The sequence below is a fragment of the Streptomyces sp. NPDC048411 genome, from assembly GCF_040704695.1.
Taxonomy (GTDB): Bacteria; Actinomycetota; Actinomycetes; order Streptomycetales; family Streptomycetaceae; genus Streptomyces.
Genome location: NZ_JBEZKL010000037.1, coordinates 47,646 through 62,609 on the forward strand (window position 1 = coordinate 47,646; position 14,964 = coordinate 62,609).

Genomic DNA, 14,964 nt, shown 5'->3' on the forward strand with positions numbered 1-14,964 from the left:
TGGCGCGTCAAATAGTCTTCAGTCACACATTATTGGCTCAGTGCGGAGCCTTCAGAGTGCAACGGTGGGGGCAGTGTGACGACGGTTTTCGTCGACCGTGCGGAGAGCCTGGACGCGCTCGCGCGCGTGGCGGACGCGTTGACGGATGGCCGCAGCAGCGTCCTTGTGATCGAAGGCGAATCGGGGATGGGTAAGACATCCCTTCTGCGCGAGTTCGTCGAGCGTACTGCTGACGCGGGAACCACATTGTGTCGGATGGTGCTGGTGCGTTCTACGCCAGGGATCGGTGTGCATCGGCCGTACGGCCCCATTCTTGACGCCCTTCACGAACTGCAACGGCGCACGCCCGTAGCCACACGGCGCTCCACCTGGTGGGGCCGTGCCCTGGGCCGGGGCGCGATGGCCGCCGCACCGGATCTGCTGTCAGCCGCCGTGCCAGGGCTCGGCGTGCTGTTCGCGGCAGGGCGGGAGTTCACTGATGCAGCGGTGTCCACGGGTTCCATTCCCGGTGACAGCCTTCTGCCGGTACAGGCAACCGTGACCCAGCAGTTCATCGAAGTCCTGCTGGATCAGGCTCGTGCCGGCGGTCCCCTGCTGCTCATCATCGACGATCTGCAGCTCTGCGATGTGACTACGCTGGAGCTCCTGCATCTCCTGCTTCCCAGGCTGGCAGGCGAGCCGCTGGGGCTCGTCCTGGGCGTCAGCTCGTACACGTCCACCCTGGGTAACGGCCCGGCAGTCAAGACTCTGCTGGAGGCGTGGCGGGCGTCTCATCGGGAGCTGATGGCCGGGCATGTGTTGCCACCGCTGCCGGACTGGGCGGTCCGTCAGCTCGTCGACGCCAGACTGCAAGGCCAGGGCGTCCCTGCGGACTTCGCCCTCCAGTTGGCCCGCGCAACGGCAGGGCGCCCGATTTTTGTGGAGCAGTGCCTGCAACTCTGGCAGCCCGCATACGGAGCTCGGGTTCCGCTGCCCCGAGACCTTCCTGCGGCTGTCGACGACCGAATAAACCTGCTCGACGACCGGTCCCGAGAGCTGCTCGTCATCGGCGCCACCATGGGCGAGTTCTTCTTTTCACACGCGGTGGCCGAGGTGGCCGGAGTACCGCACTCCCAGGTTCAGGACCTGCTGCGGCGGGTCGCGCACGAGCATGGCTTGATCCGCGAGCGATGCGAGGGCCTTCCGGCATGGGCAGGCTACTTGAACACCGACTGGTACGACTTCGAGCACCGTATTCTGCAACACGGCATCCGGGGCCGACAGTCCCGTGGCGCCCGGCTCGGCCGCCACGCCCGCCTTGCAGAGGCTCTTCGGCAGTTGCCGCACGCCCCATCCGAGCGCGCACCCCGGGAACTGCGCGCGCTCATCGCCGACCAGCTCCATCAGGCCGGGCCCGCCTGCGCAGGTCAGAGTTCAGCGGCCCATTACGAACTAGCCCGGTCCGTCGCCGTGGACGACCTCTCCTTCGCGCACGCTGAACAGCACTGCCGTACCGCCATCGAGTCAGCACGGATGCTGCCGCCCGAAACCCCAGAACGGGACTTGCGGCTGGTGGAGGCGGTCGAATTGCTGCTGTGCCTTACCGAGGTCCGGTGGAAGGGCGGCGAGAGCGAGCAGGACAGCGGCGGCATCGACACCCTCGCGGCCGAGGCTGAGCAGGCCGCCCACCGGCTGGGGGACCGCCTGCTCATAGCGCGCACCACGTTGCAGCGCGGCAAGACTTTGATGGCCGTGCAAGGCCTGCGCCCCTCCCTGGCCAAGCTTGAAGAGGCGGTCCAGTACGCCGGGGGGTGTGAGGGGGCGGGTGGGGCGGCCGCGCTGTTCGTCGCCATGGTCGAGTACGGCCGCCAACTGCCGAAACGGGACCTTCGGGCGGGCCTACGGGTTCTTATCGAGGCCGAGGAATTTTACTCCTCCAACCCGAGCCTCGGGGAGGCTGGAAATCCCGTACTGCAGCACGCACGCAACCTCAATGAGATGCAGATCGGCATCAACCTCTTTGATACGGGTCATCTCGGAGAGGCCCGGCATCGACTACTGCGCTGCACAGACCGTCTGCGCAGTGAAAGACTTCGCGCGGAACTCCCCATCGCACTCAACTATCTCTCCCAGTTGCACCTCGCGATGGGCGCGTACGAGGACGCGGAGACCGTCCTGCGGGAGGCGCTCGAATTCGAGGAGCGGCGTGGTGGCGACAGCGGCTGGCACGCATATAACTCTGCACTCCTTGCCCTGCGCGCTACTCACGACCCGGCCCGTCGGGACGAGGCAGTGCAACGGATCCGGGACGCCTGGCGCGAGACTGAGAGCACCCGGCTGGTGAATCTCGTGCCGATCGTACGCAACCTCTATGTCGAGGTGCTGCTGCGGCTAGGTGAGGACCCGGAACTCGCCCGCCGACTCGCCGACCACACGCTTGCCGAGACCCGGGAGACGGGGATGGTGCGCAGTGAAATCGCCGGGTACTGCCTGCGCGGTCGGATCCGGCTCGCCACTGGCTGCGCCGACCTCGCGGTCCGCGACGTCCGTCACGCCCTCGCCCTGCTGGCCGAGCACGGCGACTTGCCTGCCCTCCGCACCGAGGAGGTCCTGTACGACGCTGCCACCGCCCTGACTGCCTACGGCAACGACAGCGAGGCTACCCCGCTGCTGGACAGGGCTCGCCGAGAGGTCCTGCGCAAGGCGGAGAGTATCGACGACATGGAGCTGCGGACACGGTTCCTGAACGCGGTCCCGCTCAATCGTGAACTGTTCGCCTACGAGAGGGAAGGCGAAGGCCGTACGGCGTGACGTGATCACGGTGCAGGATCGGGACGGGTGCCGGCTGCGGGAGCACGAGAAGAGAGTCGGCGAGTCAACCGTACAAAGGGTTCGGCTTTGCCGCGAACCATGTACTCGAGCGACTGCCAGCTGGCACCCGTGTGTGTATGGGTGAATTCGCATGATCGTCGCAACGTTGCAGGCTCATGGTGCCAGAGCTGCAGCGAAAGCTTGGGCCAGGGTCTGCCAACTTAAGGTTTCGCGAGCCCGGTTGTTGGCCCGTTGATCCCCCCCACCTCGCAAACCCAGGAGCTCAAGACCCGCCGGCAGCCCCCGGAGTGAGCCGCCCGGAGTGAGGCGGCCCGAAGTCCCGTACCACCCAGGCAGGGTGGACTTTCGGTCAGTGCTCCGACATTCTGTGCGGACCTTGATTGCTGTTCGGCGTCTATCCGCGAGTCCGTCCTCACCTCCGTCCGCGAGTCCGTCTTTCGTGCACAAGGGGAACTCTCATGAGCGTGTCCCGCCTGCCCTCCCGCCGGATCGCCGCGATATGCGCGGCCGTCGCGTTTGCTCTCCCGCTCAGTGCCTGTAGTAGCAGCAGTGATGGCGCGACTGTCAAAGGTGCGAAGCTGATCAAGTCCGGCCAGATAACCACCTGTACGCACTTGCCGTATGCACCCTTCCAGTCCGAGAAGGACGGAAAGGTGGTCGGTTTCGATGTCTCGATGATCGATCTGGTCGCCGAGGACCTGGGTGTGAAGCAGGTCGTCGTGGACAAGTCGTTCGAGACGATCAAGACCGGTGCCGACCTCAATGCCAGTGTCTGTGACGTGGCCGCCGCCGGCATGACGATCACCGACGAGCGCAAGCAGAATCTGGACTTCTCCGTCTCCTATTTCGACGCCACCCAGGCCCTGTTGGCCCGCAAGGGCGTCAAGGCGGCGACCGTCGAGGACATCACCAAGCAGAAGCTCAAGCTCGGATCCCAGTCCTCCACCACCGGCGAGGACTTCGCCCGTGAGCACGGCGCCGACCCGCAGTCCTTCGAGAGCTCCGATGCCGAGCTCAACGGACTGCGCACCGGCCAGGTCGATCTCATCGTGCAGGACTACCCGGTCGTGCAGAACTGGCTCAAGGACCCCGCCAACTCGGCCAAGTTCGAGATCGTGGGCAATCTCGACACCGGTGAGCAGTACGGCTTCGCGGTCCGCAAGGGCGGCAACCCCAAGCTTCTCGCGGCGATCGACCAGGCCATCAAGGACTCGAAGTCCGACGGCACGTACAAGAAGCTGTACGAGCAGTGGATCGGGCCCATGCCGAAGGGTGCCGACGCCCAGTGACGACCCTGATGACCGGTAAGGACCGGGAGGAGACGGCCGCGCGGCCCCGGATGTCACCGCGCCGCCGTCGCCGTATCTCCCGCGGGGTGCAGTACGCCGTCTTCGTGATCGCCGTGGTGGTCGTGGGCGCGCTGGCCGACTGGCAGCAGCTCCAGGAGCAGTTTCTGGACCTGTCCGTCGCCCAGCGGCTCTTCCCCGAACTCATCACGGTCGCGTTGCTGAACACCGTGGTGTACACGCTGACCGGCTTCGGCGTCGGACTCGTCCTGGGCCTCGTAGTGGCCCTGATGCGGCTGTCGTCCGTTGCGCCGTACCGCTGGCTCGCGATGGCGTACATCGAGTTCTTCCGCGGCCTGCCCGCCCTGCTGATCTTCATCTTCGTCGGGGTGGGTGTCCCGCTCGCCTTCCCGGGGATCGTCTTCCCCGGGGAGACGTACGGGCAGGTCGCCTGCGCCCTCGGCCTGGTCTCCGCCGCGTACATGGCCGAGACCATCCGGGCGGGCATCCAGGCCGTACCGCGCGGCCAACTGGAGGCGGCGCGCACGCTGGGCATGTCGCACGCCACTGCGATGCGGTCGATCGTCATCCCTCAGGCCTTCCGGATCATCGTGCCGCCGCTCACCAACGAACTGGTCCTGCTCTTCAAGGACTCCTCGCTGGTGCTGTTTCTGGGCGTCACACTTGAGCAGCGTGAACTGACCAAGTTCGGGCGTGACTTGGCCAGTACGACGGCCAACACCACTCCCATTTTTGTCGCGGGCCTGTGCTACCTCCTGGTCACTGTCCCGCTCGGCTATCTCGTACGGCGCCTCGAGGCCCGTCATGCACAGGCGAGGTGATCACGGGATGGCGGACATGACTGCGGCGATCGAGATCCAGGGGCTGCACAAGTCGTTCGGCGACGTCGAAGTGCTGCGCGGTATCGACTTCACGGTCGCGCCCGGCGAGGTCGTATGCGTGGTCGGCCCCTCGGGGTCGGGGAAGTCGACCCTGCTTCGCTGTGTGAATCTGCTGGAGGAGCCGACGAGTGGCACGGTCACCGTCGGCGGTGTCGACATGACCGATCCGGACATCGATCTGGACGTGATGCGCCGGCGGATCGGCATGGTCTTCCAGCAGTTCAACCTCTTTCCTCATCTGAACGTCCTGGACAACCTGACGATCGCTCAGCGCCGGGTTCTCGGACGCGGCAGGGAGGAAGCCGACCGCGTCGCCCGGGAGAACCTCGCCAAAGTCGGCCTGGCCGACCGCGAGGACAGCTTCCCCTCCCAGCTCTCCGGTGGCCAGCAGCAGCGTGTGGCCATCGCGCGGGCCCTGTCGATGGGGCCCGGGCTGATGCTCTTCGACGAGCCGACCAGCGCGCTCGACCCCGAACTGGTGGGCGACGTGCTGGGGGTCATGCGCGCCCTGGCCGACGAAGGCATGACGATGATGGTCGTCACCCACGAGATGGGCTTCGCCCGCGACGTCGCGGACCGCGTGGTCTTCATGGACGGCGGCCGAGTGGTGGAGGAGGGCGCCCCGGAGGATGTACTGGCCCGGCCGGAGCACCCCCGGACCAAGGCCTTCCTCGCCCGGGTCCTGCACGCGGACGCCGTGCAGCCCGAGGCCTGACACATCCGTACGGACACGCGTCAGGGGCCGTCCGGAGACGGCCCCTGACACTGTCTTGTGATTGTTTCCTGCTACTTACGCAGCTCGACCGTGAAGCCGTGGCCCGTGGAGACGGACGGCGTCTTGATCTCCGTGATCCCGGTCGCGGGGTCCGTGTACCAGCCGGTCTCGGCTGCCTCGAACGCCGTCGGGGAGTTCAGGCGCTGGAGGCGGCCGTCGTCCATGACCACCTGCGACGGTGCATCCTTGCCATGCACGGTGAATCGGTACGTCCGGGTGGCCGGCTTCCCTTCGTAACTTCCCACACTCGCACCGACCTTGATGGTGGTGCCCGCCCTTCCGTGGGTGGGTGCCTGCACGCGTACGCGTTGCGTCGCCGAGGAGCCCTCGGTGAACTTCCGGGTCACGCCGTCGTCCTCGTACAACGTGTACGTGCTGGTGCCCTGCGGGTAGAGGTCGTAGTCCAGCTCGCTCCGGTCCCGGGTCTGCCAGGACGTCGTACCCTTCGGCCACATCGGCACGATGGAGCCGCCCTTGACGAACAGGGGCAGGGTGTCGATCGGGGCGTGGTAGCCGTTGACCGTGGTCGGGCCTTCGTAGGTCTTGCCCGTCCAGTAGTCGGTCCAGGTGCCCTTGGGCAGGTAGATGCCGTTACGGGTGTCGGAGTCCTCGTAGACCGGGGCCACCAGGAAGTCGGAGCCCGCCAGGTACTCGTACTTGGCGTTCGCGCCCAGGGTGTCCGGGTCGTCCGGGTACTCCAGCCACAGCGGGCGTACCGCGCCCACGCCGGTCTTCGCGGCCTCGGCGGACAGGGTGTACAGATACGGCAGCAGCCGCTCCCGCAGCTGGAGGTACTTGCGGTTGATGGAGGTGTACGGTTCGCCGTCCACCCACGGCTGCTGGTTGATCTTCTTCTTGGTGGTGAGGTCCGTCGCCCAGCCGTCCATCGTCATCAGGGCCGGGAGGAACGACTTGGCCTGGAGGTCGCGGGCGTACATCTTCGCGTCGTGGCGGTAGATGCTGCCGACGTCACCGGTGTTGTAGGCGATGCCGGACATGGTGGCCCCGGCGTACGTCGGGATCTGCCAGCGGACGAAGTCCCAGGACAGGGACTGGTCGCCGCTCCACAGGACGCCGCAGCGCTGCGCGCCCGCCCAGGAGACGGGCAGCCAGACGAAGCCGCGGGCGTCACTGTTCTCCTCGATACCGGACTTGGCCTTGTCGCAGGCGTCCAGCGCCATGCCGTACCCCTGGCCGACCCAGGCGACGTCCAGCTTCGCCACCCGCTGGCCCGCCTTCACCTGGTCGGCGAGCTTGTCCAGGCCGTTCTGGGTCCACAGGCCCAGCTGGGCGTTGTGGTCCTGGAGGCCCTTGGCGGTCTCCAGGAGGTTCTCGTAACCGCAGCCGTAGCCGTCGTTGACGAGCATCCAGCCCAGCGGCATCTGGTTCTGGGTGTAGCCGTCGGCGACCTTCAGCGCGTCCAGGGTGTGGCGCTCGCCCTGGTTGGCGTTGTGCAGGTAGCAGTCGGCGTCACCGGGTTCGAGGCCGTACACCGGCGGCATGAACGGCTTGCCGACCAGGGCGGTGTACTTGCCGATCACCTCCTTCGCGTCCCCGATGAAGTAGTACGCGTCGAGGCGCCGTTCCTGCTGACCGGTCTGGACCGGGGAGCCGAAGTGGTAAACGCCGGGCGCGAAGGTGTTGCGGTAGACGCCGTATCCGGCACTGGAGAGGTAGAAGGGCTGGGAGTTGTTGTAACCGCCCTCGTTCCAGTTGGTGTTGTTGGCGACGTAGACCGTCTTGTCGCGGTGCGAGAAGCTACCGTTCTGCTCGCCACCGCCGAAGAACTGCTCGTCCGCACCGCGCTCCAGGCTCTGCCGCATTCCTCCGGTGGACCAGCGCAGCGGCTTGTCCTCCTGCCAGATCCGGGTCCGGTTGTCGGCCTTGTAGAGACCGAAGCGCAGCGGCTTCTTGTAGACGCGGAGTACGGCGTCAGGAGAGCGGATCCCGTAGTAGTCGCCGTTGTCGAAGGTGCTGGTGTGCTTCTGCAGGGCGGGTTGCTTGCGGATGATCGCCGTGCCCGCCGGGTCGGCGAACTCCCCGGTGGGCGTCGCCTGAAGGCGCAGTTGACCACCGGTCAGGAAGTCGGCCTTCGCCTTGAGTTCTCCGGCCTCGATGGAGTAGCTGCCGTTGCTCCCGCCGAAGGAGGTGAGGTTTCCCGAGTCGGTCGTCTCCGGCAGATACGCCGTGCCGGTGAAGGAGTTGTCGGTGACGTCGTACGGCACGACGATCACGTGGTACGTCCCCTCGGCCCGCGGGATCACCGTGGCCTCGGGGTCGGCCGTGCCCGCGCTGGAGGCGACCTGCTTGCCGGCGGAGTCGTAGATGTACATGTCGAAGTCCTCGGCGGGCTTCTGCCACTCGATGGAGATCGGCACCCCGCCCTCCGGGTTGTCGTCCCAGTAGCCCTCGGGTGTCGACACGGTGAGGTCGAAGCGGTCGCAGACCTTGTTGTCGGGGTCCTCGGCTGCGGACGGACACTCCTTGGGGCCGCCGACCGTCCCCTTGGGGTAGACGGGGCTCTGCCAGGTGACGCTCTTGTGGGCCTCGTCGAGCACGGCGCTCGCGGGGGTCGCCGCGTGGGCGGACTCGGCCGGGGCGCCGAGCAGGGCGGCGGCCAGGGCGGCTACGAGCCCCGTCGTGGCCAGGGCGGTCCAGCGGGACCGGTGTTGAAGTCTTCGCACGGGATGCATCCCTTTCGAACCAAGCACTGAATGTTTGCAAATGCTTGAACATGCGTGAGATCGAGCAACATCTCGCGCGAGGATTCACCCTCATGCAGGTGCATGTCAACGGTCCAGGGGCGGGACGGCTGAAGGTGCCGAAAGAGCGATGCACTGGGGGAGTTCACCCCACTTGTGATCAAACACGCCTCAGTGTCCGCCTCTTGTGATCGTCAAAGTGTCGAGATCGTTCGTGATTGACGCCTGAATCTTCGCTCGACATCCCTATAGTGGTGCCGCGTTGATCATGGGTCCGCAACGCGAAGCCGCCGCCACAGGAGTCAGTTCGATGACGCGCCTCTCTTCCGCCGTGCCCGCGCCCGACCCCGAGACCCCCACCGGCCGCGGCTGTCCGGTACGGCACGGCTCGGCCGCGGTGCCGCTCAGCGGACCCGAATTCCACACCGAGCCCCAGGCCCTCTACCGCACCATGCGACGCGATCACGGGCCCGTCGTCCCCGTCGAGCTGCCCGGCGGGTTCCCCGCCTGGCTGGTCATCGGATACCGGGAACTCCACCAGGTCACCAGTGACGGCGAGTTGTTCCCCCGGGACGTCGGGTTGTGGAACCAGTGGGAGAACATTCCCGAGGACTGGCCACTGCTGCCGATGGTCGGTCGCCCCATGCCGTCGATCTACTTCACCGCCGGCGCCGAGCACCGCCGCCACGCCGACATGGTGGGGCCGGCCCTGGAGAGCGCCGATCCATTCGAAATCCGGCGCCACTGCGAGGAGTTGGCCGACCGACTCGTCGACGACGTCTGCACGCGCGGTACGGCCGATCTGGTGGCCGAGTTCGCCGAGCCGCTGCCCGTCCTGGTCCTCGCCAGGCTCGTCGGCTTCCCGGACGCGGAGGGAACGGACATCGCACAGGTGCTGAAGGACCTCGCCGACGGCGGTCCCGAGGCGCAGAGTGCGCATGTGCGGTTCGGCGAGCACATGCAGCGGCTGGTCGCGGCCAAGCGTGCCGTGCCCGGAGACGATGTGACCTCCAGGATGCTGGCGTATCACGAACCGTTCACCGACGAGGAATACGTCCTCGACCTGATGGCCATCACGGCCGCCGGACATCTGACCACCGCCGACTGGATCAGTAACTCCCTGCGGCTGATGCTCACCGACGACCTGTTCGCCGACTCCCTGGCCGGCGGCCGGCACAGTGTGGCCGAGGCGATGAACGAGGTTCTCTGGGAGGAGAGCCCGACCCAGATCCTCGCCGGTCGCTGGGCCGCCCGCGACACCCGGCTCGCCGGCCGGGACATCCGCGCCGGGGACATGCTGCTCCTCGGCCTCGGTGCGGCCAACTCCGACCCGCACGTACGGCAGCGCATCGCCACCGAGGGAATGTCCGGACAGGGCGGCAACAGTGCCCACCTGGCCTTCAGTCACGGCGAGTACCGCTGCCCGTTCCCCGCACAGGAGATCGCCGAGACCATCGCCCGTACCGGTATCGAGGTGCTCCTCGACCGGTTGCCCGACCTCGCCCTCGCAGTGCCCGCACAGACGCTCGTCCGGCGGCAGTCCGCCTTCCTGCGAGGGATGACCTCGCTGCCCGTCCGGTTCACGCCCGTACCCATGACAGGAGACTTCTCTTGAACTGTCCTCACGCCGCCGCTCACCAGGCCACTCCGGGGGGCGGGGCCGTGGTCATCGACCCCATGGTCCAGGACCTGGACGGAGAGACGGCACGCCTGCGCGACGCAGGGCCGCTCGCCAGGATCGAACTGCTCGGGGTTCCTGCCTGGACCGTCACCCGGCATGCCGAGGCGCGTCAACTGCTCGTCGACCCGCGTCTGGTGAAGGACCTCGACGCCTGGGGGCTCTGGCAGAGCGGTGCGGTGACGCACGCCTGGCCGCTGATCGGCATGATCGATGCCGGGCGGTCCATGTTCACCGTGGACGGCGCGGAACACCGGCGGCTGCGCACCAAGATCTCCCAGGCGGTCACACCACGCCGGCTGGAGGCCATCCGCCCGGACATCGAGAAGTTCACCGAGGAGCTGCTGGACGCCCTGGCCGAGCAGGGCAAGGACGGTGTCGTCGACCTCAAGTCCGTGTTCGCCCAGCCGCTGCCCATGCGGGTGGTCGGCATGCTGATGGGTGTGGACGAAGCCGATTACCCCATGCTGACGAAGAGGTACAAGGCCTTCTTCTCCATGCTCACCCCGCAGGAGGAGCGGCTGGCCCTGCTCGCCGAGCTGGACGTCTTCTACGCGGCGCTCGTCCGCAGGAAGACCGCGCAGCCCACGGACGACCTCACCAGCGCGCTCATCCTGGCCGACGAGGGCGGAGAGCCGCTCACCGAGGAGGAAGTGGTCGGCAACCTCAAGGCCATGGTGGCGGCAGGCCACGAGACCACCATCGGGCTGATCCTCAATGCGGTACGGGCCCTGCTCGCCCACCCCGACCAGCTGCGCATGGTGCTCGACGGCGAGATCCCGTGGGAGACGGTGATCGAGGAGACGCTGCGCTGGGACACCCCCACCACCCATCTGCTGATGCGGTTCGCGACGGAGGACATCCAGGTCGGCGACCAGGTGATAGCCAAGGGGGAGGGCGTCGTCATCTCCTATCGGGCCATCGGCCGCGACGTCGAACAGCACGGGGTGGACGCCGACGCCTTCGACATCACCCGGCCCACGCCGATCCGCCACATGACCTTCGGTCACGGCCCTCACATCTGCCCCGGCGCGGCGCTCTCCCGGGTCGAGGCGGGGATCGCCCTGCCCGCGCTGTTCGGCCGCTTTCCCGGGCTGAGGCTCGCCGTGCCGGACGGGGAGCTCCGCAAGCTGCCGGTGATGACGCAGAACGACATGGAGTCCTTCCCTGTGCTGCTGGGCGGCTGATCGGGAGAGCACTGGCTGGCCGCCGTCGTCCCGCATCTCGGGGCGACGGGGGAGGGGACTCGGACGGTGACGGGCTGACCCCCGGGGGCAGCGGCCCGCCGGCGGGCCTTCCGCGAGACGTACACCCTCGGCGGATCAGCCCAGACCGTTGGCCAGGGCCTGCGATGCGGCGGCCGCCGACACCTGCCAGAGCGTGGTGACCGGCTCCCAGACCCGGATCCCCTGGGGCATGCCCACGCGGGCCGCTCCGAACGTGACGCCGTAGTGGGCCGGATCCGCCGCCACGCTCACACTGCCGACCACATGCCCCTCCGTACCCGCCGGATCTGCGGTGCGGAGGGCGGCATACGCCCGCTCACCTCGCGAGAGCACGTAGGGGGCGCTCTCGGCGGGCGGCACGGCCTGGGCGGAGCCGTCCAGGCCCGCGAAGGTGATGGTCGGGATCCGGTCGACGACACAGCTGCGACTGCCACGGTTGGTGACACTGATGCGCACCACGTTCTGCTGACCGCCGGGCGCGGCCTTCACACTGAGGGCCTTCTCCTGGCACACGCCGAGCCGGGAGGCTGCCGCAGGGGCGGCAGGCGCCGTTCCGACTGCGGCCGTGGCACCCGTGGCCGCCAGAACCACGGCGGTGGCGGCGGCCGGGACGGTGAAGCCGGAGGCGATAGTGGGGCGCAGACGCATGGTGTTTCTCCGGGAATCTCGACGGCCGGTGATCGCGGCAGGGCGGCCGGTGTGTCCCCGCGACGGGCCGGCGCGGACGGACCAGATCAGTATCTGCCGTCCGGTTGCGAACTGCCCGCTATGACGGCTGTGAACCTTCTGCCGGTGAGGCGGGAAAGAGGGAAGCCGGGGTGTGGGGGACGCGCCCCGCGCCCGGTCGGTCGAGGCGGTGTCCCGGTGGCGGCCGGACGGAGCCGCGGCCGCACGCGGCATGCGAGCCGGGTACGTCAGCGAGCGGGCCGCGACCCTGCGGCGGCGCGGCCTGACCGATCCGCTCATGGTGTCGGCCCTCCCCGGCCCGGCACGACGCCGGCCGGGTACGGCTCGCGGCCCCGTAACTCGGTCACCGTCGCCGGCGAGGGGCTCGTCACTGGGTGAACCGCGGCAGCCACTTGGCCTGATAGTCGGGGTGGCCGGCATCCTCCGCCGCCATCTGCCGGACGACGAATCCGAGCCCGACCGCGCGGCCCGAGGGGAAGTCGTGGTGAGGGCGGTCGGCGTCCAGGGCGGCGACCTCCTCGTACTCGTCCAGGAGCACCCTGCTCGTCTCGATGCGGCGGAGCGTGCGCGCGGGATCCTGCAGGGCGATGTGGTTGTCGTAGCCATGCGTTCGCAGGCTGAACGCAATGGCGCCGGTCCGGTCGTGGACCTCGCCCGGCGCCTCGGCGGGGCACCGCCAACGCTCGCCGCCGGCCGCTCGCGCGACTTGTTCCTCCTCGGCCAGGCGGGCCCGGACAAAGGCCACCATGTCGGAGTTGTCAGTCATCGGGTTCCGCATCCTCCACCGTCGGGTACGGCCCCGAACCGGCAAGATCACTCGCCGCTCCGGGGCCGGGCTGCTCGTTCAGCACGAGGATGCCGTACGGCGGAAGCCGAGGGCACATCGCGCCCGCGCGTGTTCCGCCGTACGGACACGCTCCCCGCCGAGTTACGGCCTTTCCCCCACGATGGGGAGTGGGCTCCCGACGCCCTGCGACTGCTCCCTCAAGCTCTCGGCTTCGCTCGAGCAGGGGGCCCTCTTCGGCGTTGTCGTCGGTCAGCGACTCCCCCACAGCCTTAAGGGCGTGGGAGGTGCCCCCTCCGCGTCGACTCCGTCCTCCGCCTTGCCGTCGAAGCCGCACGACGCCGCTCGCTGATCCACTCCCTACCGCGGGGGAGGCCGTTACCGCGCCCGCACGGTGGCCAGCACGTCCCGGTCGGGCTGCAGGGTCAGTGTCGGTACGGGGTTGACGTCACCCGGATCCACGTCCAGTTCGAACCGGCGCGCGAGTACCGCCAGGATCAGCACCGCCTCGACCATCGCGAACCGCGTACCGAGGCAGACCCGGGGTCCGCCGCCGAACGGGAACCAGGCGTACTCCGCGATGTCGTCGCCGCGGTCGGCGTCCCAGCGCTCCGGGCGGAACGCCTCAGGCTCCGGGAACCACCGCTCGTCGCGGTGCGTCGCCCACTGGCTGGTCCACACTTTCGTGCCTTTCGGCATGTCCACGCCGCCGATCCGCGCCCCGTCCTTGGCGACTCCGGTCACCAGCCAGATCGTCGGGTACAGCCGCAGCGTCTCCTTCACCACCGCCTGGGTGTATGTCAGCTGCGCGTAGTCGTCGAACTCCGGCTCCCGGTCGCCGAGGACACGGTCCAGCTCCTCGGTGAGCGCCGCGCGGGTCTGCGGATTGCGCGACAGCAGGTACCACGCCCACACCAGCGTGGAACTGGTCGTCTCGTGCCCGCCGATGTACAGGGTGACGGTCTCGTCGCGGATCTCCTTGTCCGTGAGCTGTGTGCCGGTCTCGTCCACCGCGGTCAGCAGTCGGCTCAGCAGGTCGGGACGCTCGCCGTCGCCGTCCCGGTGCCGGGCCACGATGCGGCCCACCTCGGCGTCGATGACCGCGGCGGCCTTCTTGATCCGGGCCCGGCCGGGCGTCGGCACCCAGTCGGGGAGCAGGGCGCCGATGCCGCTGAACTCCTTGCCGATCTCCTGCTGGGCGACATCCATCGCCCGGCCCATCGCCTCGGCGTCCGCCGGAGTGTCCACGCCGAAGATGGTGCGGACCGCGATCTTCTGCGTGAGCGCGGCCATCTCCCGCTTGATATCGATGCGTTCACCGCCGGACCAGGTGTCCGCGAGCTCCACCGTGCTGCCCGCCATCGTCGCCGCGTACGACCGCACCTGCTTCGGCCGTACCGAGGGCTGCACCAGCGACCGCTTCCGCCGCCAGTCCGGACCACGCGCGACCACCACGCCGTTGCCCATCACGGTACGGAAGGCGATGCCCAGCACCGGCTGGTCGAAGGTGCGTTCCGTCTCGGTGAGCAGCTCGCCTATGCACTCCGGATCGGCTATGAACACACAGGGGTTGGGGCCGAAGCGCCATCGCACCATGTCCCCGTACCCGCGCAGCCGCTCGAAGAACTTCAGCGGGTCCTTCCCGAACTGTGGCAGATTCCCGAGGAAAGGCAGCCCCTTGGGGCCCGGTACGGGCACGTGGCCGCGTGGCTCGGCATCGGCGGCCGGGCCGGTCTCCGTGGACATGAAAAGGTCTCCGCTCCCTGGTGGCGCACCGGCATCCGGTACGCGGCGACGTGGCTGGACTCCGGGGTTCCGACAGGATCGGTGAGCCCATCGGCCTTGTGGAGTACGTGAGTTGTCGAGGGTATCCGGGTCTCGTTACGGAAGTGCGTCGGAACGGCGGTGCCGCGTACCGGGATCCCGCGTGCTGTTCCGTCCCCCACATGACGGAGACGATGGGCGACCGTCCGGACATCGGCGCGTACCGGACGGCTCGGCCGGGGGAAACGCCGCGGCGCGCTGGCCGCCGAACACGGACTCGACATCATAGTGCTGCTGCACGCCGACGGACAGTACGCCCCCGAATTGCTTCCCGACATGGTCGACCCCA

The 14,964-nt window shown here is 68.2% G+C and carries 10 protein-coding genes; 6 read left to right on the forward strand and 4 right to left on the reverse strand.

All coding sequences use genetic code 11. The annotated features are described in order from the left end of the window. Positions 1-75 precede the first annotated feature (75 nt). The 4 genes from AB0915_RS15960 (at position 76) to AB0915_RS15975 (ending at position 5,714) form a co-directional block, all read left to right on the forward strand. Positions 76-2,790, forward strand: coding sequence for an AAA family ATPase (locus tag AB0915_RS15960; protein WP_366691653.1), 2,715 nt, complete (start codon positions 76-78; stop codon positions 2,788-2,790). A gap of 479 nt (positions 2,791-3,269) precedes the next feature. Next, positions 3,270-4,100, forward strand: coding sequence for an ABC transporter substrate-binding protein (locus AB0915_RS15965; protein ID WP_366691654.1), 831 nt, complete (start codon positions 3,270-3,272; stop codon positions 4,098-4,100). A gap of 8 nt (positions 4,101-4,108) precedes the next feature. Next, positions 4,109-4,939, forward strand: a complete 831-nt coding sequence (locus AB0915_RS15970) for an amino acid ABC transporter permease (RefSeq protein WP_366691663.1) — start codon at positions 4,109-4,111, stop codon at positions 4,937-4,939. Between the two features lie 7 nt (positions 4,940-4,946). Continuing rightward, positions 4,947-5,714 carry an amino acid ABC transporter ATP-binding protein gene (locus AB0915_RS15975; protein ID WP_366691655.1) on the forward strand — a complete coding sequence of 256 codons (768 nt, stop codon included), beginning with the start codon at positions 4,947-4,949 and terminating at the stop codon, positions 5,712-5,714. 71 nt (positions 5,715-5,785) lie between these two features. On the opposite strand, the gene AB0915_RS15980 is transcribed toward AB0915_RS15975, so the two are convergent. Beyond that, complete coding sequence (locus AB0915_RS15980; protein ID WP_366691656.1) at positions 5,786-8,458, reverse strand: TIM-barrel domain-containing protein; 2,673 nt, start codon at positions 8,456-8,458, stop codon at positions 5,786-5,788. 328 nt (positions 8,459-8,786) lie between these two features. On the opposite strand from AB0915_RS15980, the gene AB0915_RS15985 reads away from it, so the two are divergent. Both AB0915_RS15985 and AB0915_RS15990 read left to right on the forward strand, forming a co-directional pair. Next, complete coding sequence (locus AB0915_RS15985) at positions 8,787-10,091, forward strand: cytochrome P450 (RefSeq protein WP_366691657.1); 1,305 nt, start codon at positions 8,787-8,789, stop codon at positions 10,089-10,091. After that, positions 10,088-11,341 (forward strand): cytochrome P450, encoded by a 1,254-nt coding sequence (locus AB0915_RS15990; protein ID WP_366691658.1) that lies wholly within the window; start codon positions 10,088-10,090, stop codon positions 11,339-11,341. The genes AB0915_RS15985 and AB0915_RS15990 overlap by 4 nt, the downstream gene beginning before the upstream one ends. A gap of 135 nt (positions 11,342-11,476) precedes the next feature. Here AB0915_RS15990 and AB0915_RS15995 read toward each other — a convergent pair whose 3' ends face one another. From AB0915_RS15995 to AB0915_RS16005, 3 genes are all read right to left on the reverse strand, one after another. Continuing rightward, positions 11,477-12,028: a DUF4232 domain-containing protein gene (locus AB0915_RS15995; RefSeq protein WP_366691659.1), complete on the reverse strand. Its 552-nt coding sequence runs from the start codon at positions 12,026-12,028 to the stop codon at positions 11,477-11,479. A gap of 406 nt (positions 12,029-12,434) precedes the next feature. Next, positions 12,435-12,833 carry a DUF6221 family protein gene (locus AB0915_RS16000; protein WP_366691660.1) on the reverse strand — a complete coding sequence of 133 codons (399 nt, stop codon included), beginning with the start codon at positions 12,831-12,833 and terminating at the stop codon, positions 12,435-12,437. 396 nt (positions 12,834-13,229) lie between these two features. After that, positions 13,230-14,597, reverse strand: a complete 1,368-nt coding sequence (locus tag AB0915_RS16005) for a cytochrome P450 (protein WP_366691661.1) — start codon at positions 14,595-14,597, stop codon at positions 13,230-13,232. Positions 14,598-14,964: the final 367 nt, after the last annotated feature.

Coding starts and splice junctions, on each gene's coding strand:
- AB0915_RS15965 (WP_366691654.1), top strand. CDS start 3,270: ATGAGCGTGTCCCGCCTGCCCTCCCGCCGGATCGCCGCGATATGCGCG.
- AB0915_RS15970 (WP_366691663.1), top strand. CDS start 4,109: ATGACCGGTAAGGACCGGGAGGAGACGGCCGCGCGGCCCCGGATGTCA.
- AB0915_RS15975 (WP_366691655.1), top strand. CDS start 4,947: ATGGCGGACATGACTGCGGCGATCGAGATCCAGGGGCTGCACAAGTCG.
- AB0915_RS15985 (WP_366691657.1), top strand. CDS start 8,787: ATGACGCGCCTCTCTTCCGCCGTGCCCGCGCCCGACCCCGAGACCCCC.
- AB0915_RS15995 (WP_366691659.1), bottom strand. CDS start 12,028: ATGCGTCTGCGCCCCACTATCGCCTCCGGCTTCACCGTCCCGGCCGCC.
- AB0915_RS16000 (WP_366691660.1), bottom strand. CDS start 12,833: ATGACTGACAACTCCGACATGGTGGCCTTTGTCCGGGCCCGCCTGGCC.
- AB0915_RS16005 (WP_366691661.1), bottom strand. CDS start 14,597: ATGTCCACGGAGACCGGCCCGGCCGCCGATGCCGAGCCACGCGGCCAC.